Here is a 23,380-nt window from a genome sequence, read left to right as displayed (position 1 = left end):
AAGCGCCATTTGGCGCTTTTTTTACGTTATATAGGAAGTGTCTGGCGCGAGGCTAAACACTTCTTTGTCTTATTCGGAACCTCCGTCACCAGGCGGTTCCGGCTCCTCTGCTCCTCCGCCTGCATTCCCATCATCGTCACCTGGATTTTGAGGTGGCTCTGGCGGTGTATCAGGGTTAGGGTCTGGCTCTGGCTCTGTGTCTGTATCATTATTTTCAGGAGGCTTCTCGCTGTCAGAATTGTCGGCAGGAGGGTTATCCTCTGGTGTGCTGCCGATTTGTACTGAGTTAGAAGGTGCTGATTCCTGACCAGCAATGTCAACGGCTGTTACATAATAGGTGCCATTGCCTGCCTTAAATGACAATGCCTCGCCAGCATGAATCGAAGCAACCTTTCCGCCTCCGCCATATATACGGTAGCCAATTACATCATTTTCTGAATGTGCATTCCATGTTAATGTGCTGCCAGAGGACTTAACGGCAGGCGGCGCTGGTACTTTCCCGTTTTCCTCCATTTTGTCATCGGCAACAAGTATCCTGGACCATCGATCTTTTCTAGGAATAAGATCACTTGGATTGACGTTTGATATTCCGAATAACTTTTCGATATAATCTGGATTTAAGATCATGCCTGGCTCAGAAAATTCCTCAGGTGTAGATGGAAGAGCCATATATTTTCTGTCTCCGATTCTTACCAGTCGACCTGTACCTAAGCTGTCGTCAGTTTGTGTAGGAACAAATTTTGCATTAAATAGATCTGTTTCCACAAGCCCTGCTGCGGAACATGCTTCGGATGGAAGCAGTCCAGAGATGGCACAGAATGATCTGCTGACGATTCCGCCCGGCATTTTAAAGCTTTCGCTAGGATCTACAAGTTCAGGTGCTATGTCATAGGCAGCGTTCATTAGATCAGCCCATAGATAGTTCGTCCTTAAGCTGTAGTTTAGACCGCCGGATTTTAATGATTTAGGTGTATCATAACCGGTCCATATGCCAAAAGATACGTTTGGATTGGAAGCAACGAACCAGGAATCATAAAATTCGTTTCCTGTTCCTGTTTTTCCAGCCCAATCTGAGGCAAACTTCAATCTGCTTTTAATAGATGTAGCTGTTCCGTTATTAATAACATCACGCATCATATCGATCGTTAAGTATGCAGTTTGCGGACTGAAAACATCAACTGGCTCGGCTTCATGCTGAAAGATCGGGTTTCCTTCTTTATCTGTTATTTTCTCAATGAGATAGGCATCCACAAACTGGCCGCCATTTGCAAAGGTGCCATATGCATTTGTATTTTCTTCTACTGTCACACCATATTCTAAAGATCCAATAGATGTTGCAAGATTGGTATAGTCTGCTTCATAAAGGGAAGTAAAGCCCATTTTAGCAAGATATTCTGCTGGTCTTTGATCAACAATATCTTTATATAGCTTAACAGCGGGCACGTTATAAGATTCTGCTAATGCATAACGTGCGGATACAAGACCGCTATAGGATCTCGTATAGTTGTTCGGCCATGGTCTGCTTAAAGCTGGATTCAAGTGAAGCGGTACGTCAGGCAAAATTGTGCCTGGCGATGCTTTTCCTAACTCCATTGCCGGTGCATAAACAAGCAATGGCTTCATTGTTGAGCCATTTTGCCTGATAGCTTTTGTTGCATGGTTCGTCTGTTCCCGTTCATGATCACGGCCGCCTACGAAGCTGATGATTTTGCCGGTTTTATTTTCAATTAAGATAGCCCCTACTTCAACAGGCTCCATGACTTGAACATTCTCTCCAGTTTCAGGATCTTCAAAGGTTTCCCCTTTATCTGGTCCGTAATTTGGATAATTATCTTTCACTTTTTGCATGCTGTCATAGATTTCTTTATTAATAGTAGAATGAATTTTATAGCCATTTTGTCTAATATTGCGGTCTGCTAAAGTACGATACTCTTCCCTTAGCTGATCATCATTTTTCAAGTCTTCTTCTTCATATCCATCATTTTCAGCTAATACCTTACTCATGATGTCAACTGCTCGTTTTTCGATTTCAACCGTTAAATAAGGATATTTCTCCAGAGGATTGTCCTCACTTTGTTTTCTGAAATCCTGCGTAATATCATAAGCAATCGCTTCATCATATTGTTTTTTATCGATCTGTTCATCATCATACATTCTTTTTAAAACGGTTTTCATTCTGCTGAGTCCGGGTTCTAATCCTTCCGGCTCCTTTAATTCACCAGCCTGTGTAAAAGGAGTATAGCCGAACGGACTTTGCGGAAGACCTGCAATAAAGGCAGCCTGCGGCAGACTTAAATCTTTTGCAGCAACACCAAAAATTCCTTCTGCAGCCGATTGAACTCCTGCAATATTTCTCCCGGCAGAATTGCGCCCAAAGGTAGAGACATTCATATAAGCTTCTAGAATTTCTTTCTTATCAAAAAACTTCTCAAGCCTTAAAGCGAGCAGAATTTCTTTTGCTTTTCGTTCAAAAGAAACTTCATTTGTTAGAATCTGATTTTTAATCAGCTGCTGCGTTAAAGTACTTCCTCCAGATTGGACAGAGGAGTTACTGACTTCCTGAAAAAGTGCACGCAGTATTGCTTTAGGAACAACTCCTTCGTGCTCATAAAAGTATTCATCTTCAGTAGCAACAATTGCATTCACCAAATACTCGGAAACATTATCAATATTTACTTCTTCACGTTCCAGATCTGTTCTAAGCTTTCCTAAATAGACATCGTTTGCAAAATAAAGCTCTGATGTTTCTTCATAGTTGTATATGTCTTTTTTCATATTGTCGTATGAACGAATTGGTTCATCTTTAACAAGTGAAGCAAAGTAGCCTGCGCCAGCTCCGCCTGCAAAGGCTGTACCAAGTACGGCAACAATGATAAATAAGAGCGTCAAATTCCAAATGACCTGGTATGTGATGCTAGCACCTTTGACTGTTTTCTTATCTGTAAAGAAACCGGTTGTCGGCTTTAACTTATTCTTCCATCTTTGAAGAATTTCTTTCATACGCATCATTCCCCCTAAAATCACATACATTATAGCATAAGTCAAACTGTAATATGACAACGTTCACCATTTATCTGAAATTTCCTTTTATTTCTATCAGGATTATTGAGCGAATAATGTTATTTTATTAATAATCATGGCGAATATGTTTCTATAGATGGGGATTCATGTCTCTAGGACACCAAAGATGTCTATGTCAGCAGAATTGGGGAGAAATTCAAAGAAATCATATTTGATCCTTATAATATTGACACCAGAATACTAAATATGATAAAACTGCTTTATTAACTAAATAGCTTATGCATTGACGGGAATTAGTAGTGCTTCTATCCCTGTTTCAGAAAGCCGGCGGCTGCTGTGAGCCGGTGCAAATAGAAGGATGAATTACCTCCCTGAGCGTTTTCGCTGTCAACCTGTGATCGGGCAGTTATAGCAGCGGACGGATCAAACCGTTATTTTTGTTTGAGTGGAGGATTTTTTATCCTCAATCTGGGTGGTACCGCGCAATGTATTTATGCGTCCCTGCAATTTGCAGGGGCGTTTTTTATTTGATTGAAATAGGAGGATAAATGATGAGTTTATTAGAGGATTTACAATGGAGAGGGATTGTTTACCAGCAGACAGATGAGGAAGGGATTAAAAATACGCTAAACGATCAGAAAATTTCTTTGTACTGTGGCGTTGACCCGACTGCTGACAGTATGCATATTGGGCATTTGCTTCCATTTTTAACATTAAGACGTTTTCAAAATGAAGGACATCGTCCAATCGTACTTGTTGGCGGTGCAACGGGTTTAATTGGTGATCCGAGCGGCAAGAGTGAAGAGCGTAAGCTGCAAACTTTAGAAATGGTTCAGCATAATGTCAGCTGCATCAAAAACCAGCTTGAAAATATTTTTGATTTTGAAAGCGAAAATGGCGCAATCATGGTCAATAACTATGATTGGGCAGGCTCAATGGATATTGTTACGTTCCTTCGTGATTTTGGAAAGCATGTTGGCGTCAACTACATGCTGGCTAAGGATACGATTTCTTCACGTTTGGAAACGGGAATTTCCTTTACTGAATTCACGTACACAATTCTGCAGGCGATGGATTTTTACCATCTATACAAAAATCATGATTGTAAAATGCAAATTGGCGGCAGTGATCAATGGGGCAATATTACAACTGGTCTTGAACTCATCCGCAAGATGATGCCTGAAGGTGCAAAAGCATTCGGCTTAACCATTCCTCTTGTTACAAAAGCAGATGGAACAAAATTCGGGAAAACAGAAAGCGGTGCAATCTGGCTTGATCCTGAAAAAACAACTCCTTACGAGTTTTACCAGTTCTGGATTAACACAGCTGATGCTGATGTCATTAAGTACCTTAAGTTCTTCACTTTCTTAACGAGAGAAACAATTGAGGAACTGGAAGAAGCAGTTGCAGCAGAACCGCATTTGCGTAAAGCACAAAAGGCACTTGCTGAAGAAATGACTCGTTTGATTCACGGAGAAGAATCATTGCAGCAGGCTATAAAGATTTCAGCTGCATTATTTAGCGGAGATGTTAAAAGCTTAACCGCAGCAGAAATTAAGCAAGGCTTTAAGGATGTTCCATCATATGAGCATAATGGCGAAGCTGAAATCAATGTTATCGATCTTTTAATAGAAGCAAAAATTTCACCATCAAAGCGTCAAGCGCGTGAAGACGTAACAAATGGAGCGGTTTCCATTAACGGCGAGCGTGTAACAGACACAGCATATACCCTTTCTGAAGAAGATCGCATTGAGGGACAATTTACGATTATCCGCCGCGGGAAAAAGAAGTACTTTTTAATTAAATACTGAGCAGCATATTCAAGAATTAAAATAAACAACGAAGAGGATGATATGTTCATAATAAGCATATGTCCTCTTTTTTTATTATAAAAAAGAAGGCAGGTGAGCATTCAATGTTACTAACACCATTAGGTCCTATTAAGATTTTTATCAATGACAATGAAATAGAATACACAGCAAGAAAATTAGAAACAATCGATAGACGTTGTCCTGATGTAAACGGCAGGTATTTAATTGAATATGAGTATTTGAAAGAATGCGGTGCTCAAATAATTAAATGCTTGATACCGTCTATAAATATAGAGGGAGATATAGAAAGTGGAGAAGGACTTGAAGCGATTGCTTTCTATAAGGACAATATCAAACTTACAATTGGAGCAGAAGGCGAATTTCATGAATACCCTCAAAATATAGATTATAGTGGTAAGTATTTAGATAATGGAATTCAATATGAAACATTCCAAACTACTGGGGATCGGATTTTTAAATTTGGTGTTAGCTGGATTCATCCTTGTTCGAAAGAAAATGAAATTCAAGCGTGGTTTGGTGCTGATCCAACAATGATGTGATAAAAGGTATTAAAAGCCTAGTATCTTTGTAACTGAATCAACTAGGCTTTACTAATGGAATAGTGTTCAAGTGCTCAACATAATGAAAGCATCTTTTACGGCCGACCTTCCACTTCTTACTCCTTTTAATGAACTCTTCTTCATCTTCTCGCCTTGCCAACCATTAATGATCTCTTCTGGAGTTTACAACTTATTACATTACTTTAAGTTATTTACAGTACATTCACAACTTTACATCTTTTTAATATTTTCACTACATTTTATTAATATAGAATTTCTATCATAAAATTTGTGTGGTCACTGATAATATCTATCATTTAGATTACTAATTTTGGTAGATCTCTGTGTAGAAGATAGTGTTATATGAAAATTGGACTATACTACTTCTTTTATTTGCCATTTCAGCTAATTGATCAGTTTAAAAATGAAATATAGGGAAGGAAGGAACTCTAACAAGGATCCTTTTAGTTGAAAAGCTGGAAAATAAAGATGTATTAATTTCAGATTCTAATAGCCTCCAATAAAGTATATTAACATAGTAATTTATACCTATCTTCTTCTTCCATAATAAACCACATGGTTATATAAGTACATATTTTCAATACTTCAAAAAATGCAGTTTAACATCTTAGAATGATTGTATTTTAAATGTGCACAAATTCGGTACTATTTAATAAGGAGGAATTTGCGATTTATGAAGAAATCATTTTTAAGAACAATTGCGTTGCTTTTAATGTTAACAATGCTCGTTTCAACGCTTCCAGTTTATGCGAACGATCAACTTTCCGATATTAAAGGAAGTTTTGCAGAAGAAGAAATTCAATCATGGGTTGATCAAGATTTAATCAAAGGGTATTCTGATGGTACCTTCAAACCGAACAAATCGATAACTAGAGCAGAATTTATGGTTCTTGTTAACAGAGCATTTAAGTATAACAAAGAAGTAGAAATCAACTTCAAAGATGTTTCTTCCGACGACTGGTTTTACCAAGAAGTATCCAAAGCAATTGCGGCAGGATACTTAGATGGATTTCCAGATCAAACGATGAAACCTCAAAATTTAATTACACGCCAAGAAGTAGCAAAAATTATTTCCATTATTAATAAGCTGGAGAAAGATGAAACTGCTGCTGAGCTATTTAAAGATTCCTCATCCATCCCGGCATGGAGCAAAGGATATATAGGCAGTGTCCGTGCAGCAGACCTTATGGTTGGCTACTTAGACGGAAGCTTTAAACCATTGAATAAAATAACTCGTGCAGAGTCAGTTGTTACCTTAAATAATGTACTTGAATTAATTAAGGATACTGAGCCGAATCCAGATGAAGAAACAGAAGAACCAAAACCAACTCCTCCAGAAGAAGATGACACAGTTGTTGTGCCAACGCCATCTTATCCAGAGGAACCGGGTGTTTCTAAACCATCAAAGCCGGTTGGAACGGATTATGATTTAAATGTTGGTGTTCCAGAGAGTGAGCAGTCGTTCCCTGCAGTAGATTATGGTGAAAATGCTGCTGATCCTGCTAAAAAGGATATTGCGGCAACAAATCCTTTTATCAAAATTTTAGACGGTTTTGATCAAGTATGGTCAATGAACCAGCCCGCTTGGAGAAACGGTGAAGCATTAGAAGTTGAAGGTGCTAACGGGAAAATTGCCAAATATGGTGACGGACCTACTGTATATTTTGATGGATATAAAAATGACGAAACGAAAGTAGTAGCAGAGAAAAAGACATATGCAAATGAAGAAATTCGAAATGAAGATACTTGGGTTGCCAACATCAAATATGTAGAAGAGGTAACGCAAAATAGAACAGATGAAGAAGCTCTGGCTGCTTATTATGATGACCAGAGAGACAAAATTTATAGTATGATCGATGGATTTGGTCCATTGGCGAATGCTTATGTAGATATTGTTAAACCAGTAACAAGCGTTGTTAGAAACGTAGAAGACATGAATAAATTATTAGAAGAAACAACGGTAGAAGATCAAAGTCAGGGATTAGGAAACGCGACAAATTCTGAACTTGCAGAGGCTATGGATTTAGTTAGCTTAATCAGGTTTAGAAATCCTTCTTCTTCAAATCCTTCTAAGTACTTTTATTCTTCTCCAAGACCATGGAGAATGAATTCGAATGGTGAAGTAAAAGAAAAGGTTGATGAAAATGGTTTACCTGTTTGGGAAACGATTGGCAGCGGTGAAAAGGTTTCAGAACCTTTACCTTCAGGAGGTAAAAAGGAAACAGGTGAAAGGCATTACCAGCAGTATGAAACAAATGTAGAAGTAATTCCTGCTTTAAGATATGTTAGAAGAATAGCAGAAGACGGAAGAGGAAAAGACGGTGCTTTCCCAAGCGGACATACAAGTGCATCGTATTTATCTACTTTTGGTTTTGCTTATGCTACTCCGGAAAGATTTTCTGAGTTTTTAACAAGAGCAGCTCAAATGGGAGAAAACCGTATCGTAACAGGTATGCACTCTCCGCTTGATGTAATTGGCGGAAGAATCCAATCTACAGCAATGACTGCTTATGCATTTAACAAAGCAGAAAACAGAGAAGTTTTGGACAAGGCTTATAAAAATACAGGTGAAGTTTTCGGTAAATTAGCAGCATCTAAAAATATGAGCTTATATGAATATGCGCATACGGTAACTGAAGATTACACGTTCGAAAATGCATACGATGAGCAAAAATGGGAAAATCATGATGCAAATAAAGCTTTCTACCGTGAAAAAATGACTTATGGATTGCCGCAAACAGGAGTTAAAGGTTTAGCACCTGAAGTTCCTAAAGGAGCAGAAGTTTTATTAGAAACACGTCAGCCTTATTTAACAGATCAGCAGCGCAGAGAAATTCTTTATACAACTTCAATCGATTCAGGATACCCTGTACTTGACGAATCTAATGGCTGGGGCAGAATCGATTTAGTAACAGCAGCTGATGGATATGGAGCCTTTTTAAACAATGTAACAGTGGATATGGACGCTTCATTAGGCAGATTTAATGCTCAAGACTGGTGGAGAAATAACATCTATGGTAAAGGGATGCTGACGAAAAAAGGCACTGGAACCCTTACTTTAACAGGTGATAACAGTTTTACAGGAGGAACTTTGCTGCAAGAAGGAACATTAGAAGCACAATCCTCAACTGCTTTCGGAAATGGCGACCTTTTTGTTGAAAATGGCAGTGTATTAGTATCTGCTGATGAAACACTTCAATTAAATGGTGAGTTTACGATCGAAGCTGGAGATCTGGATATTGCAATGGACAATAACAATATTCAAATGGATGTTGATGGGATTGCATATCTAGATGGCGGTAATGTGAACTTAGATTTATCTAACTATGAGGCTGGAAACGGAACATCATTTACACTATTGACTGCAGATGATGTAATCGGTAAGTTTGATTCTGTAACAGCTGAAGGATACGATGTAAATGTAACGTATCAGCCAAACAGTATTACTGTACATCTTGAAGCAAAATAATAAAGAGTAACACCAGATCATTAGAAGTTTGGACATTTAACACGACCATAGAACCGAATGAGTAGGAAGTGACTCTTTCTACTCATTCGGTTTTTATTTGTTTTTTAAAAGTTTTTCTTTCTAAACAGAGTGAAATGGAGCGAGGGTCTGCAGCGCAGGTGGAACGGGCTTGTGAAAACACGCAAATCATGACGATGGAAATTCGTGTTTTAGAAATATTATTTATTTGCAAAATGCAAATAATATGTTATAACTAAAACAGAGGTGAAAATAATGGAAAATCCAAGAGAGCTTTTTCAAATTATGACAAGAAGGTTTGGAATGCTTAATAAGAATTGCTGTTCAAGCGGAGGAAATGACCTTTCTTTAGTGCAAAGTCACATTCTTTATGAAATAGACCGGCTAGATCAGCCCAATGTACAGCAGGTGGCAGATGTATTAGGAATGGACATTACCACATTCAGCAGACAGATACAGACACTGGTTAAAATGAATCTTGTTAAAAAATCACAGCTGCCTGAAGATAGAAGAATACATATCCTTTCACTTACAACAGAAGGGAAATACACAGCAGCTGCCATTGATGCAGAGATGAATCAATACTTAGAAGAAGTGTTTTCACATATGAACGAGTTTGAGAAAGAAACTGTTCTCCGTTCCATTAATCTGCTGAATAATGCTATGGCAAAGTCAACTGTATGCTGTAAACCATTAATATGAGCAAGATGCAACTTGCTCATATTTAAGGAATAATATTTGCAAAATGCAAATAAAATGAGGTGATTATTGTGTGGGAAGAATTTTTACGGAGTTTTCTTGGAATTGCTCTGGAACTAACTGTTTTATTTGTATGTATCTCTTTTTTCATTAACCTTATTCAAGTGTTGATCCCATATGAAAAAATGGAAAAGCTGATGGAAAAAAGCCATCCGCTGACAAGTGTAATGGTCACACTTGGATTAGCTTTCATCACACCATTTTGTTCATGCTCAACGATTCCAATCGTTGTTAATCTATTAAACAAGAAAGTACGTTTTAGCATTGTGATGATCTTTCTATTTGCTTCGCCAGTTCTGGATCCAACGATTATCACTTTGATGACTGCGACTCTGGGCTTAAAAGTTGCAGTGACTTATACAGTTGTTACCTCTCTTTTCTCCGTTCTTATTGGTTTTACATTGGAGAGATTTGGATTTGAAAGGCATGTTAAAAATGTGGTCATGACAGGATATCATCAAGAACAAGTCACGTTCTCTTTAAAAGGAGCCTTATTTGAAACCTTACAGCTGATGAAAACAGTATATCCATTTTTAATAGTCGGTGCTGCAATTGGAGCATTGATTCATGGAGTCATTCCAACTGAATGGATCGCTGCTTACCTCGGCGGTGAGCAATGGTGGCTTGTCCCTATAGCTGCGATTTTAGGTATTCCGCTTTATATAAGGCTTTCCACCATGATACCCATTTCACAGATTATGATCCTTAAAGGAATGGCACTTGGACCAGTAATGGCGTTAATGATTAGCTCAGCAGGTGCCAGCTTGCCGGAATTAGCACTATTAAATAGCATATTTAAAAAGAAGTTAGTAATAGCGTTTGTAGGCTCTGTCTTTATGATGGCGACATTATCAGGTTTGTTGTTTTACCTAATCTAGAATAATGGGAGGAATAAAAATGAATATCTTAAAAGGTTTATTCGGAAAGAAAGAGAGTTCATGCTGCAATGTGAAGATTGAGGAAGTGAGAGATGTGGATGATGTAAAACAGAACAGCAAAGAAGAAACAAACAAAGAAGAATAAGGAATTCTTTATAATCTCACAGAGGAAAAGAGACGGTAACCAATCGGTGCCGTTTTTTTGTTTCTTATTTTTCTATTTGGATAGCATTAGACAAGGGTTTCTAGGTTAATGGTCATTTTATTTTCAAAAGTAATTGACGAAAGTAAACTTTAATGAAAAAATCACTACAAAAGTAATAAGTAGGAACAAATGTAAAAATTCATCACAGACTTGCACAAAAAATGATATAACCAACGGAGAAAAGTTGTTATGAAAACGCTTACTTTTATTTCAGTCATTCAAATATAATAAAGACATAAGGGAGGTTGTAGTCATGTTCCTTGATGACCGAAGTGTAAGTTTGTTAAATGAATTGATTAGAACACCTCAAATAAAAAATAAGGAACTTGAAGGGAAATTTAAGCTAAGCAGACGGCAAATCTCATATTCATTAGAAAAAATTAATCAATGGCTAAAAACAAAAAATTTAACACCGATTACAAAGAGCAGAAACGGTAACTTTATCATTGATAAAAAAATATTTGAGCATTTTTCAGTCCCTCATCCAACAGGAAATCAATTGGAAGATTATATCCCAACTGAGAAGGAACGTGCACTTTTAATTATTTTATATTTACTTGGAAAAAGAGAAGAAATTTCATTGTTTCATATAATTGATCTTTTTAATGTAAGCAAAAACACAGGGATAAGTGATATCAAAGAGGCGTCTGACCACATTAAAAAATATTCTTTATCAATCAGTTATAGCAGAGCAGATGGTTATGAAATTATCGGGGATGAGTTTCAAATCCGAAAGTTACTGATTATAGTCGTTAAATCCGTTCTAAATCTGTTTAATGGACATCAATACTTTGAAAAGATCCTGCAGCTTGATATTTCTCCAATGAAAAAGAAAGTAAATTCGATTGAAACCTCATTGAACATCCATTTAACGGATGAAAGCTATGAAAGCTTGCCTTACATTTTAGAATTAATTTTTACACGCATTGAACAAGGGCATTTGCTTAACGCAGATTTTCATATTGGTTTAAGAGAGCTGGCTGATACGGAGGAATACTTAGTTACAGAGCTGCTGATAAACGAAGATATGGATTTGCCAAAGAGTGAAAGAATATGGCTTACACTTCAACTATTAACCTCTAATGTTCGCTCGTCGGACATTCTTACCGACAAAAGGTTAAATGAGTTAAAAATTGCAATCCTTGATATGCTTGAACTTTTTGAGAAAAAATCATGTATCTTTATACATGATAAAAAGGATATCCTCAATAAATTAATGGTTCATATGAGGCCAGCATACTATCGAATCAAATATCATCTTACATTGAAAGAGCATTACTCAGTTAAGTTGATTGAGGAGTATATGGAATTACATGAAATGGTATCAGCTTCGATCGTTCCGCTTGAAAAATTAATAGGAGAGAAATTTCCAAAAGATGAGCTTGCCTTTATTACTATGTTTCTAGCCGGGCAGCTTATTAAACAGGGCGAAGATCTTCATAAAAAGAAACGGGCAATAGTGATTTGCACCAATGGTCTCACTGTATCAAAGATCATGCAGCAGACATTGAAGGAAATCTTTCCGGAGTTTTATTTTGCTGAAAGCCTGTCTCTAAGACAATTCCAAATGTATCAGCAAGATTATGAAATTGTTTTCAGCACCATTCCCATTCAGTCCTCCCAGCCTGTGTATTTAATTAATCCTCTTATGACATTACATGAAAAAGAATGGCTGCGTAAACAGGTTATCGCCACCATTGATAAAAAAAGCTATGAAAATATTAAGATGACTCAATTAATTGAAACCATTAAAAAGAACGCAATTATAACAGATGAGACTGCATTGATCACTTCGCTTTCCAGTTTATTTCAAGAGAATCCGAAAAGGGAAGTAAAGGACGGCCATCTCCATTCGTATGGATTGAGACAATTCCTGCCAAGTGATTTCATCCAATATAAAGACAATGTGGAGAATTGGAAAGAGGCAATTAAAATCGCCTGTGAGCCTTTGGTGAAAAACAATATTATCAGAGCAGCATATGTAACTACTTTAATCGAGGAAAATGACCATCAGCATATATACAGTTTTTTAGGAAAAAGTATGGCTATTCCGCATGCAGCAACTGAAAAAGGAGTGCTGGCTGATGCATTTGCAATGCTTATCTTAAAAAATCCAGTAGAGTTTGCAAATGGACAGAAGGTATCCGTCGTTACACCGCTTGCCATTTTCAACCCGAATCGCCACTTAAAGGCCCTATTTCAATTGGCAGATCTTGCAGAAGACGATGTTAAAATGTCTAAATTACTGGACTTGAAGGAGGCTGCTGATGCGTGGCTTATTATCAACGGAAGTTGAGACAGTAGGGGGAATGACCATGTTTTTTGATAAAAATATTACGTTTATTGACTTAGAAGCCAGTGATCGCCGTGATGCAATCAGGAAAATGGCCTTGTCTTTATATGAAGCAAAGTTAGTTTCCGAAACATTTGAAAGAGGGGTTTTGGAACGGGAAGATCGTTTTCCAACCGGACTGGCAGTTGGAACACTGGGAATCGCCATTCCACATACAGATGCTGATAAAGTCATTACACCGCAGATTGCTTTTGCTTCATTAAAGAAACCAGTTAAATTCTGTCTGATGGGAACAAGTGATGTAGAGGTAGATGTTTCATTAATTTTCATGCTTGCCCTAAAAAAATCCGAGGATCAGTTAACGATGCTGCAGCGGTTAATGGAAATCTTCGAAGACCAGAAATTATTAAGGGAATTTGCTGAGTGCAGGAGTCAAGAAGGTTTAGAGCAATTATTAAATCAGGCTGGACTAAAATAACTATTTTTGAAAAAGGGGGATTTACATGGCGGTATTACAATGGTTTGTTGATCTTGGTGCAAGTGTTATGCTACCTATTCTATTGTTTATCTTTGGGATTATTTTAGGCACGAAACCTGCCAAGGCTTTTAAAGCCGGTTTAACTGTTGGGATTGGATTTGTGGGTTTGAACCTTGTTATTGGATTGTTAACAAATAGCTTAGGACCTGCAGCGAAAGCAATGGTTGATAATTTTGGATTTCAGCTCAGTACAATTGATGTCGGCTGGCCAGCCGCTGCAGCCATTTCCTACGGCACCGCTTTAGGAAGTTTAGCGATTCCATTAGGGATCGGTCTGAATGTAGTCCTATTGCTTGCAGGACTAACAAAGACATTGGATGTTGATATTTGGGATTATTGGCACTGTGCTTTTACGGGATCTCTCGTCTACGTTTTAACTGGAAACTTTGCACTTGGCCTATATACAATTGCCATTCATTTAGTTGTCATTTTCTTCTTAGGTGACTTGATTGCAAAGGATATAGAGAAATTCTATGGCTTTCCAAAGATTACATTTCCGCATGGTGCATCTGCTCCATCCTATTTAGTAGCGAAGCCATTAAATTGGGTGTTTGATCGAATTCCTGGTTTTAATAAGTTAGAAGCTAATCCTGAAACGATTCAAAAGAAGATTGGTATTTTTGGAGACTCAACCGTAATGGGTGTGTTAATTGGGGTTGTAATTGGTTTCTTAGCAGGCTACAGTGTGAGTGAAGTCATGCAGCTTGCTGTCCAAACAGGAGCAGTCATGATGTTAATGCCTCGAATGGTATCCCTACTTATGGAAGGGCTTTCGCCAATTTCTGAAGCTGCCAGTGAGTTTGTTAAAAAACGGATGCCAGGACGAGATCTTTACATTGGAATGGATAGTGCCTTATCAGTAGGACATCCGGCTGTACTATCAGCATCATTAATTATTGTACCAATCACCCTGTTTTTAGCCGTCATTTTACCAGGGAATACAGTGTTGCCATTTGGTGATTTAGCGACTATTCCTTTCTTAGTGTGTTTGATGACGCCGGTTTTTAGAGGAAATATTATTAGAACGGTCGTAGCAGGAACCATTTATATGGCGGTTGGATTGTTAATAGCTTCATGGGCGGCGCCATTAATTACTGAGGCTGCTTTGGCTGCAAACTTTGATATGGCAGGGAACTCAAGTATTTCAGCCCTTGTTGATGGGGCTGTCTGGACGACGTTCATTTTTGTCGGCTTAGCACAGGTTCTCAGCTGGGGCGGGATAACAATTATCGGTGTTATCGCTTTTGCCGGATTAATCTATTTAAATAAAATTAAACCTAAGAGAGAAGCGAAATTAAACAACGATATTGGTGCTAACTTATAATTATTTTTACAAGATTGAAGGTGAAGAAAAATGCTGGAGATTTGGAAACAGTTAGTATGTGACGCAAATAAGGCATTAAAGGACTTGCAGCTAGTAAAATGGACCAGCGGAAATGTCAGTTATCGAGATTTTGAGAGTAATAGGGTAGTTATCAAACCAAGCGGAGTCCACTTTGATGTGCTTAAACCAGAGGATATGGTTATCGTTGATTTAGATGGTAATGTGATTGAAGGCAGACTAAAGCCATCTGTAGATACTGCCAGTCATTTATATGTTTATCGGCATCGTGATGATATTCATAGCATCGTGCACACCCATTCGCCATTTGCAACAAGCTTTGCAATACGTGGGCTGGATATTCCTTCATACACAACAACAGCAGCTAATCTGTTTAATGATCGGGTACCCTGTTCTGATTTTGCTGCCATTGGTGAAGAAGAGATAGGCAAGCAAATTATCGACCATATCAGTGATTCATCTGCTGTGCTGCTTCGTAACCATGGAGTATTTACGGTTGGAAAAGATATTGAGCATGCTCTAAAGGCTGCTGTCATCTTAGAGGAAACGGCAGAATATGCACACTACGCTACCTTGCATGAACCAGATATTCAGCCGCTCAGCAAAGAAGTAATCAGACAGTGCAGCCATTTTTATAAAACGGCTTATGGACAAAAAGAAGAAAACAAACTATAAAAAAAGGGTGATAGGAAATGAAAAAATTATTAATTATGTGTGGAACAGGTGTTGCAACATCGACAATCGTTACAGGAAAAGTAAAGTCATGGCTAGAAGATAATGGACTTCAAAATAATGTGAAACTATACCAGTCAAAAATTAGCGAGGAATTAAGCCGTCTTGATGAATACGATATTATTGTATCGACTACATTGGTTCCGGATAATGTAAAAAGCAGAATTATTGATGGAGTTCCATTACTCACAGGAATGGGCAAAGAAGAGATGTTTGAGAAAATTAAAGCGCAAATTCTGGCTTAATTTTTGCGAAATTATCTGTCTGGAGATCCCTTAATGAGCAGGAAATAATTTGCGGGTGTAATCAAAATAAAAACCCTTGAAATGTTGCTTGAACAACATTTCAAGGGTTTTTTGTATGTTCACTCAAAGACTCTGAAATAGGTTGTCCCATCTCATATTAGATGAAAACGGAACTCTTTTCACTCATGCGTGTATTAAATAAGCCTTTAAAAAAACTTACTGAGAGTCATTCCAAGTGTAGGGGCAGAATATCCATTTTAAATTTAATATCTATCCAAAGAGTTTAACACCAAGTATATAGAGAATAATTATATGGATCGGATAAAACAAATAAAAAAAGTATTTAAGCCCTATGCCTTTTCTTCCGTTATAAAGTAAGATGATTGGAAGTGAGGCAATCATTATCCATTGATATTCACTAAAAGGAAATCCATAGTATGTAAAGAAGCCGTACCCACCTCCAAAAGTTTCAGATAAAAAGATTAGTAAAAGGCAAAAAAGTATATAATTTATTGTCATAATTCTCTTGCTGTTTGAAAAATAGAAAATGACTCCAAGAAGAACAAACAAGAAGCCGCCTTCAACCAGATAAAGATTACCAAATATTGCACCGTAAAATGGGTACGAAAGGTCGTCACTAATCACCCATAATTCAGAAAAAACTATGCACAGGATTAAAGATGCTATTTGCCATAAAAAGAATATAATAAAAAGTCTTATCTCTTTTTTATCAAGTAAATACATAATAAAGCCAGACAAGAAAAGAGTTGTAAAAAAGTTATTTGAGACAGCCATCCCGCCATCTTTACTGAATACAATATGAAGACCTACATTTAAAAAGGCCATTATAACACCAGAAATATATAATCGTTTTAAGTATTTTGTAGTATTTGTTGTGTATTTATATCCTATTGCTACACAATAAATAAAGATTGGGGCAGCTAATCTTCCAATCCACCTTAAGAATTCTGGTGTATTTGGTATAAACTGACCTATGTGATCAATTAACATTGCGATCAATGCAATTATTTTTAATAATGTGCCTGTCATTATATATTCTCCTAAAAAAAGCTAGAGCGTCTATACGAAATAGACTCTCTTATAATATTTGATAACTATATCTTTAATATAATTATAATACTTTAAATATCATTTATGGGATTTTAAAACAATTTTACTTAACTAGTTGCTTTCGTATATCACCTAAAATCTATGGATGCTTCAAATTTATATAATGTTTTAGTGAGATTATGTAATGCACCTGTCCACTTATATTTAGTCCTAAATTAGTCCCAGTCAGCCCCAAATTAATAGTTGATTATACATTATTCTACAAACCAGAAAATAAAAAAAGCCTAGTCCATGTTGATATAACAAGGACTAGGCTTTTTCTTATACTCGTTAATAAAGTATTTTTATTAACGAGAGTAGAATTCAACGATTAATGATTCGTTGATTTCAGCAGGAAGTTCAGAACGCTCAGGAAGGCGAGTGAATGTTCCTTCTAACTTGTCAGCGTCGAAAGAAACGAAATCAGGTACGAAGTTGTTTACTTCGATTGCTTCTTTCACGATGTCAAGGTTGCGAGACTTTTCGCGAAGTGTGATTGTTTGACCAGGTGCAACGCGGTATGATGGGATATCTACGCGAGCTCCATCAACCATGATGTGACCGTGGTTAACGATTTGGCGAGCTTGGCGGCGAGTGCGCGCTAAGCCTAAACGATAAACAACGTTGTCAAGACGTGATTCAAGAAGAATCATGAAGTTTTCACCGTGTTTACCAGCCATTTTACCTGCTTTATCGAACAAGTTGCGGAATTGGCGCTCGTTCACACCATACATGTGACGAAGCTTTTGCTTTTCCTGCAATTGTAAACCGTATTCAGATAATTTTTTACGTTGGTTTGGACCATGTTGTCCAGGAGCGTAAGGACGCTTTTCTAATTCTTTACCTGTACCGCTTAAAGAAATGCCAAGACGGCGAGATAATTTCCAGCTTGGGCCAGTATAACGAGCCATGAGAGACTCCTCCTTTAGTGTTTTTATTTGGGTAAAATAAAAACAGATGCTTACGTTCTCTAAGAGCATTTTGTTTTCATGTACCTTCGCCCTAGCAGCTAAGGGTTACACAGTACCCCATCCTCAGAATAAAATCTGATTGAGGAACAAAATGAGATCAAAAAGTGTTTGCATAGGCTGCAATATTTTACACAAAGAGTATTATATAATTTTTACCTGCAATAAGTCAATAGGAATCTCAATACTTAAAAAGAAAGTATACCAGCCACGGGTTAAAGGGGATGATAGAAGAGGCGTTTACGGACTAAGTAAATTTAGGCTAATCATTGTCATGGAAAAAAGCTAACTGTTTTAAAAGAAGAAATTAAACTCAAATCCGAAAAGAAACATCTGTTAAAAATAACGGGATAGCCTGCTGAAACAATGCAAGCCTGAAATAAGCGGAGAAATTCCTCTTATTTATAAAAAACCCCTAAAAATAGCTAAAATAGACGGAGGATTTCCGACTATCTCCTAAAAAAACGACAAAATAAAGGGTTTTGCTGTGAATAACCGGAAAAACTCCCCTTATTTAAGCCCAATTGAGCATTATTTTGCATTTAACCGGAAAAACTCCGCTTATATTATTGGCTGCTAAGCCATACATAATACGATTGCAGCAGAAAGAACTCTTCAGATCTTTTGTTGACCGAGATGCAGAGATGCAGACTAGTGGAAATACTATACGATTTGCCTTTACTCAGGGAGCAACTTCTCAAATCAATATAAGTACAATCTTACCATGATATCGTAAAAAGCTAATTAATGAAATTAAATATACAGGATAAGGCAACCTAATGTTATAATATAGGAAAATAGATATAAGAGTGATCGTTGTGAAGGAATCAAGAAAAGAAAGAAACACCCGCATGGTGCTCATTTTTCTATGTATCAGTGTCACTGTTTTTGCTTTTTTATATGTAAAAAATGATAAAGTGATTGATTCAAAAGACACATATACACCGCTTTATCTAGTTTTAGAACAAGGGACATCTATAAATGAAAATCCTAAAGTGGCATTGTACAAAGAGACAAATCAAGAGCATGTGCTGGCAATCTATGAAGTTGACGTGTCAAATGGGCATAAATTCACAGCTCTTCAGGCAGTCACATTAAAAGGAATTCCAGAAAAGCTTACAAATGATGAGTCAAAACGAGGAATATGGGTATATATGAGTAATGATTGGATTTATCTGGATGAATCCCTTGAAGCAGCTGAGAAAGATGAAGCATCCAAAATAAAAGATCCTTTATTTAGAGATGAGCTAACAAGGGTGAAAGTGGAGGAGCTGCATAGACAAGGAGTGCAGGAGCCCATCGCTATTCATTCTTTGGCAGCTGATCAATCTTTATGGCTAGTTGTTCAAAAAAGCGGCAGTTTTAGTATAGTTGAGAACTTGCAGGATTAAATAACAGTGGGCATGCTGGTTAAATGTCAGCATGTATAACAGGTGATGATGTTGATGGTCAATACACAGGAAGATCCAATAATAATAAAACTAAAAAGTCACTTCTATGATCTTATTGATACAGAGAGTGGTTTATTTCATTATGATCATATTGTAAATAAAATGCTGACAGCCATTCATTCATTGCTTGAAGTGCCTGGTATCCTTCTTTATAAACGTAATGAACAAGAGCAAGTTCTGCAATTTAAAGCTCCAATGGGCAATATTGATGTAGAGATGTTTCCGAAAAAAATCGACATCCGTTCCATTCCTGACTTTAGCCGCAGTGGTGCACCAATGAATCGGACGAGTTTAATTGAAATTGAAGGAAATGCTTTAATGATTTTATTAGAAAAGGAAAATCAGTTGCTTGGCTGCCTTATTTTTGAGGGAAATGATCAGGAATTTCATATTTCTGAAGATGTTTTGCAGGTTTTTGCAAATGAATGCGGACATTTTTTAGCGAAAATTCAAGAGCTGTCAACTGTGCTCTCTGAGGAGAAGCGATATCAGCAGTTATTTAGGGTTACAGAAAAGTTTCACTCTTCCATGAGTATGGATAGTGTTTTAGGTGAGATTATCCAAACCTTGCAGGAGGTTTACCCAACATTTACCTATTATCTGCTTCTTTCACACGACAACAATAATAATACAGACTTGCCTATTAAGGATTTGGAATATGATAGTGAAAACATTTCTGCGATGCAGGCATATGTGACTGGAACGATCCAATTTGAGGATTCCCAGTCGTATGAAAGATCCGTGCTGTATGCACCATTAATGGGTAAGCAGGGAGTATATGGCGTTTTGCAGGTAATTGCGCCAAACACGGTGAATTTTCCCAAAAATGAGGTTGAGTTTATTTCACTGCTCGCAAATACAGCAGGAAGTGCTCTTGAAAATGCCCAGCTGTATCAGCAATCAAAGCGATTGATCTCGGACTTGCAGCTTATTAATGAAACTTCCCACCGGTTAAATTCCGATTTAAGACTTACTGAAACAATGAAATACATGTCAGAGCAAATTTCAAGTTCATTCGGTGCCGAGGAAGTCGGCTTCATTTTATTATTAAATGATGGTGAGGATATTAACGTGTTGCAGGGCAGCACTTCCTTCTTTCAGGTAAGAGAGTCGGAGAGATATATTCATCTGATGAAAGACAAGATTGCGAAGGAAAGAGAGCCGCTGTTCTTAGGTGACTTTCATTTTCCTGATAGCACAGAAGAAAAAGGATTTAAATCCATAATGGCCGTTCCAATGGATCAATCGGGCGAATTGAAGGGATTTGCGCTTGTGATGCATCAGCAGCCGTATCATTTCTCGTTTGAATCCTTTAAACTGCTGCAATCGCTTATCCATCATTCTACATTGGCTTTTACCAATTCAATGTTAAGAGAAGAGTTAGAAAGAATGGTCGTTACAGATCATCTGACAAAGCTTTTCTCAAGAAGCTATCTTGATAAAAAGATCTATAGCTCCATGAATGAAGATCAAGAAGGAACCTTTATGTTAATTGACATTGATAACTTTAAAAAGGTAAATGACACATATGGTCATCAGGCCGGTGATGAGGTAATTGTACAAGTCGCCAATTTAATCAGAAAAAATATTCGCGGCTCGGATATTGGGGCACGATGGGGCGGTGAGGAGCTGGCCGTTTATTTGCCAAACGTCGGCTTAGAAGTTGGGATTGCTATTGCCAATCGACTTGTGCAAAAAGTAGGCAATACTACTAACCCCCATGTTACCATTTCATGCGGGGTCTCCTATTGGAGCAAAGCAAGTATTACGGATGTACAAGAAGAAGATACGTACTCAGCACTATTTAAGCGTGCAGATAAAGCTCTCTATATAGCAAAAGAAACAGGGAAAAACAAAATGGTTGTCCAAAAAAATTAAGATGTCCACTAAGGGCATCTTAATTTTTTTACATTTTAATTGTTTTCAGCTCCCAACAACGCGAAAGGGTTTATATAAATAAATGAAGTTATTACTCTTCCATTTTTTGATAAAGTATCATATTCTAATAAGAGAATAATGTAAACGCTTCCAAAAAAAGAAGGAGAGATTAGCCTATGAAAAAGCAGCAATTCGAGACAATGACCATCCATGGAGGTTACCGTTCTAATGAATTCAAGGGCAGTCTTGCACCGCCAATCTTTCAAACTTCTACCTTTACCTTTGAAAATGCTGAGCAAGGAGAGAGGCGTTTTTCAGGTGAAGAGGATGGATTTATTTATTCGCGCCTTGGCAATCCGACAGTAGCCAGCTTTGAGCAAAGAATGGCGCAATTGGAACAGGCTGAGGCGGCACTAGCATTTGGCTCTGGAATGGCTGCGGTTTCTGCGATTCTGCTGTCATTAACACGGACGGGAGATCATATTTTATGCTCACAAGGTGTGTATGGATGTACATTTGGATTGTTAAAGCTGATGGAAGAAAAATATAAAATCACTCACGATTTTTCTTCAATGAGATCAAGAGATGAACTGCTCCAGGCAATCCGGCCGGAAACAACCTGTCTCTATATTGAAACGCCAATTAATCCAACCATGCAGCTTGTTGATTTGGAAATGGCAGCTGATGTGGGCCGTGAAAAAGGAATACCGGTTGTTGTGGATAATACATTTTGTTCGCCATATCTGCAGAATCCGCTTGCACTTGGGTGTGATATTGTCGTCCATAGTGCAACGAAATATATTAGCGGTCATGGTGATGTCATTGCCGGTATCGCAGCAGGCAGCAAGGAAACGATGGCGAAAATAGCCCAGACAACTCAAAAGGATATTGGCGGCGTGCTTTCTCCTTTCGATGCATGGCTATTATTGAGAGGCTTAAAAACACTAGCTGTCAGGATGGATCGTCATACCGAAAACGCTGAAAAACTGGCAGCTTTTCTGTGTGAGCATGATAAGGTTGCACAAGTTTATTTCCCAGGCAACTCAAAACATCCTGATTACAGAATAGCAAATAAACAGATGAGAAAGCCTGGTGGATTGATCTCTTTTGAATTAAAGGGAGATAAAAGAGCAGCACATGCATTTATGAATGAACTGCAGCTTATCCAGATCGCCGTCAGCCTTGGAGATGCAGAAACGCTGATTCAGCATCCGGCAACGATGACACATGCTTCAGTTCCTCCAGAGAACCGAGTGCAAATGGGAATATCTGATTCGCTGCTGCGCTTATCGGTTGGACTTGAAGCATGGGAAGATCTTCGCGAGGATCTCGAGAATGCATTAGCAAAAATTTAAAGAAAACCTCAGATCAGAATCCAACTGAATTAGAAAAAGAAATAGGACTGCTCATGGCAGTCCTAAAACGTTGTATAAATGTACAAGCTATTTTGACATTTAATTATAATGGATTACAAATGTTTAACAAGTTCTTGCACAAATTGTTCAAGCTTGCTTTGGTCAAGTTCATCAAAGCGGTTTTTTTCTGGAGAATCAATATCTAAAACTCCAAGAAGCTCACCGTCTTTTATTAAAGGTACAACAATCTCTGATTGTGAGGCAGCATCACAGGCAATATGTCCAGGGAATTGGTGGACATCCTCTACTTTAAATGTTTTCTTTTCTTGTGCAGAGGATCCGCAAACACCTCGACCTAAAGGAATTCGCACACATGCAGGCAAACCTTGGAAAGGCCCTAACACAAGCTCACCATCTTCTAATACGTAAAAACCAACCCAATTAACTCGGTCTAAAAATTGATTAAGCAAAGCGGAAGCATTGCTTAAATTCGCAACGGTATTCGTTTCCCCTTCAAGCAAAGCGGCAAGCTGTTTGATGACAAGATCGTAATTCTCTTCGCGTTTTCCGCGGTATGTTTCGACGTTAAACATCATGTTTCACCTATCTTTCAAAAAATGTATAGAGATGTATCGCAAAATCACAAGATTCTCGCGGGAATTTGTCGATATGTTTATAAAGGAATCTAGAAATCTTAACAAGAATGTATACATTATAGCAAAAGTA

Annotated in this window: 18 protein-coding genes and 1 other annotated feature; of the genes, 14 read left to right on the top strand and 4 right to left on the bottom strand. The window is 37.7% G+C overall.

Going from position 1 to position 23,380, the window contains the following annotated elements:
- Positions 1–69: 69 nt before the first annotated feature.
- Positions 70–3,000, bottom strand: a complete 2,931-nt coding sequence (locus J1899_RS17085; protein ID WP_246586507.1) for a transglycosylase domain-containing protein — start codon at positions 2,998–3,000, stop codon at positions 70–72.
- Between the two features lie 295 nt (positions 3,001–3,295).
- Positions 3,296–3,527, top strand: a binding site (T-box leader).
- A gap of 45 nt (positions 3,528–3,572) precedes the next feature.
- On the opposite strand from J1899_RS17085, the gene tyrS reads away from it, so the two are divergent.
- The 11 genes from tyrS (at position 3,573) to J1899_RS17035 (ending at position 15,892) form a co-directional block, all read left to right on the top strand.
- A complete protein-coding gene (gene tyrS, locus J1899_RS17080) occupies positions 3,573–4,832 on the top strand; it encodes a tyrosine--tRNA ligase (protein WP_066442988.1) in 1,260 nt (419 codons plus the stop codon).
- 104 nt (positions 4,833–4,936) lie between these two features.
- Positions 4,937–5,392 carry a hypothetical protein gene (locus tag J1899_RS17075; protein ID WP_214475423.1) on the top strand — a complete coding sequence of 152 codons (456 nt, stop codon included), beginning with the start codon at positions 4,937–4,939 and terminating at the stop codon, positions 5,390–5,392.
- Between the two features lie 694 nt (positions 5,393–6,086).
- Positions 6,087–8,882 (top strand): S-layer homology domain-containing protein, encoded by a 2,796-nt coding sequence (locus J1899_RS17070; RefSeq protein ID WP_246586506.1) that lies wholly within the window; start codon positions 6,087–6,089, stop codon positions 8,880–8,882.
- A 273-nt stretch (positions 8,883–9,155) separates the two neighbouring features.
- Positions 9,156–9,602, top strand: a complete 447-nt coding sequence (locus J1899_RS17065) for a MarR family winged helix-turn-helix transcriptional regulator (RefSeq protein ID WP_214475421.1) — start codon at positions 9,156–9,158, stop codon at positions 9,600–9,602.
- Between the two features lie 68 nt (positions 9,603–9,670).
- The gene (locus J1899_RS17060) at positions 9,671–10,537 is read left to right on the top strand and encodes a permease (RefSeq protein WP_214475419.1); all 867 of its coding nucleotides are present in this window, start codon (positions 9,671–9,673) and stop codon (positions 10,535–10,537) included.
- 19 nt (positions 10,538–10,556) lie between these two features.
- The gene (locus J1899_RS22765) at positions 10,557–10,682 is read left to right on the top strand and encodes a hypothetical protein (protein ID WP_281420583.1); all 126 of its coding nucleotides are present in this window, start codon (positions 10,557–10,559) and stop codon (positions 10,680–10,682) included.
- 313 nt (positions 10,683–10,995) lie between these two features.
- Complete coding sequence (locus J1899_RS17055) at positions 10,996–13,038, top strand: BglG family transcription antiterminator (protein ID WP_214475416.1); 2,043 nt, start codon at positions 10,996–10,998, stop codon at positions 13,036–13,038.
- The gene (locus tag J1899_RS17050; protein WP_214475415.1) at positions 13,010–13,513 is read left to right on the top strand and encodes a PTS sugar transporter subunit IIA; all 504 of its coding nucleotides are present in this window, start codon (positions 13,010–13,012) and stop codon (positions 13,511–13,513) included. Before J1899_RS17055 ends, J1899_RS17050 begins: the two co-directional genes overlap by 29 nt.
- 25 nt (positions 13,514–13,538) lie before the next feature.
- The gene (locus tag J1899_RS17045) at positions 13,539–14,897 is read left to right on the top strand and encodes a PTS galactitol transporter subunit IIC (RefSeq protein ID WP_214475412.1); all 1,359 of its coding nucleotides are present in this window, start codon (positions 13,539–13,541) and stop codon (positions 14,895–14,897) included.
- Positions 14,898–14,927: 30 nt separating this feature from the next.
- On the top strand, positions 14,928–15,590 hold the full coding sequence (locus J1899_RS17040) for an L-ribulose-5-phosphate 4-epimerase (RefSeq protein WP_214475410.1): 663 nt from the start codon (positions 14,928–14,930) through the stop codon (positions 15,588–15,590).
- Positions 15,591–15,607: 17 nt separating this feature from the next.
- Positions 15,608–15,892 carry a PTS sugar transporter subunit IIB gene (locus tag J1899_RS17035; RefSeq protein ID WP_151573614.1) on the top strand — a complete coding sequence of 95 codons (285 nt, stop codon included), beginning with the start codon at positions 15,608–15,610 and terminating at the stop codon, positions 15,890–15,892.
- Between the two features lie 270 nt (positions 15,893–16,162).
- Here J1899_RS17035 and J1899_RS17030 read toward each other — a convergent pair whose 3' ends face one another.
- Both J1899_RS17030 and rpsD read right to left on the bottom strand, forming a co-directional pair.
- Complete coding sequence (locus J1899_RS17030; protein WP_214475407.1) at positions 16,163–16,942, bottom strand: TraX family protein; 780 nt, start codon at positions 16,940–16,942, stop codon at positions 16,163–16,165.
- Between the two features lie 368 nt (positions 16,943–17,310).
- On the bottom strand, positions 17,311–17,913 hold the full coding sequence (gene rpsD, locus J1899_RS17025) for a 30S ribosomal protein S4 (protein ID WP_066442997.1): 603 nt from the start codon (positions 17,911–17,913) through the stop codon (positions 17,311–17,313).
- Between the two features lie 875 nt (positions 17,914–18,788).
- Here rpsD and J1899_RS17020 point away from each other — a divergent pair.
- The 3 genes from J1899_RS17020 (at position 18,789) to megL (ending at position 22,654) form a co-directional block, all read left to right on the top strand.
- On the top strand, positions 18,789–19,361 hold the full coding sequence (locus J1899_RS17020; RefSeq protein ID WP_066442998.1) for a hypothetical protein: 573 nt from the start codon (positions 18,789–18,791) through the stop codon (positions 19,359–19,361).
- Positions 19,362–19,415: 54 nt separating this feature from the next.
- On the top strand, positions 19,416–21,299 hold the full coding sequence (locus J1899_RS17015) for a sensor domain-containing diguanylate cyclase (RefSeq protein ID WP_214475406.1): 1,884 nt from the start codon (positions 19,416–19,418) through the stop codon (positions 21,297–21,299).
- A gap of 176 nt (positions 21,300–21,475) precedes the next feature.
- Positions 21,476–22,654, top strand: a complete 1,179-nt coding sequence (megL, locus tag J1899_RS17010) for a methionine gamma-lyase (RefSeq protein ID WP_214475403.1) — start codon at positions 21,476–21,478, stop codon at positions 22,652–22,654.
- A gap of 113 nt (positions 22,655–22,767) precedes the next feature.
- Here the strand turns inward: megL and J1899_RS17005 are convergent, their stop codons facing one another.
- Positions 22,768–23,247 carry a GAF domain-containing protein gene (locus J1899_RS17005; RefSeq protein WP_214478885.1) on the bottom strand — a complete coding sequence of 160 codons (480 nt, stop codon included), beginning with the start codon at positions 23,245–23,247 and terminating at the stop codon, positions 22,768–22,770.
- Between the last annotated feature and the right edge of the window lie 133 nt (positions 23,248–23,380).

The organism is Cytobacillus gottheilii (genome assembly GCF_018582665.1).
Lineage (GTDB): Bacteria > Bacillota > Bacilli > Bacillales > Cytobacillaceae > Cytobacillus > Cytobacillus gottheilii.
This window is presented reverse-complemented; position numbering and strand designations above follow the sequence as displayed.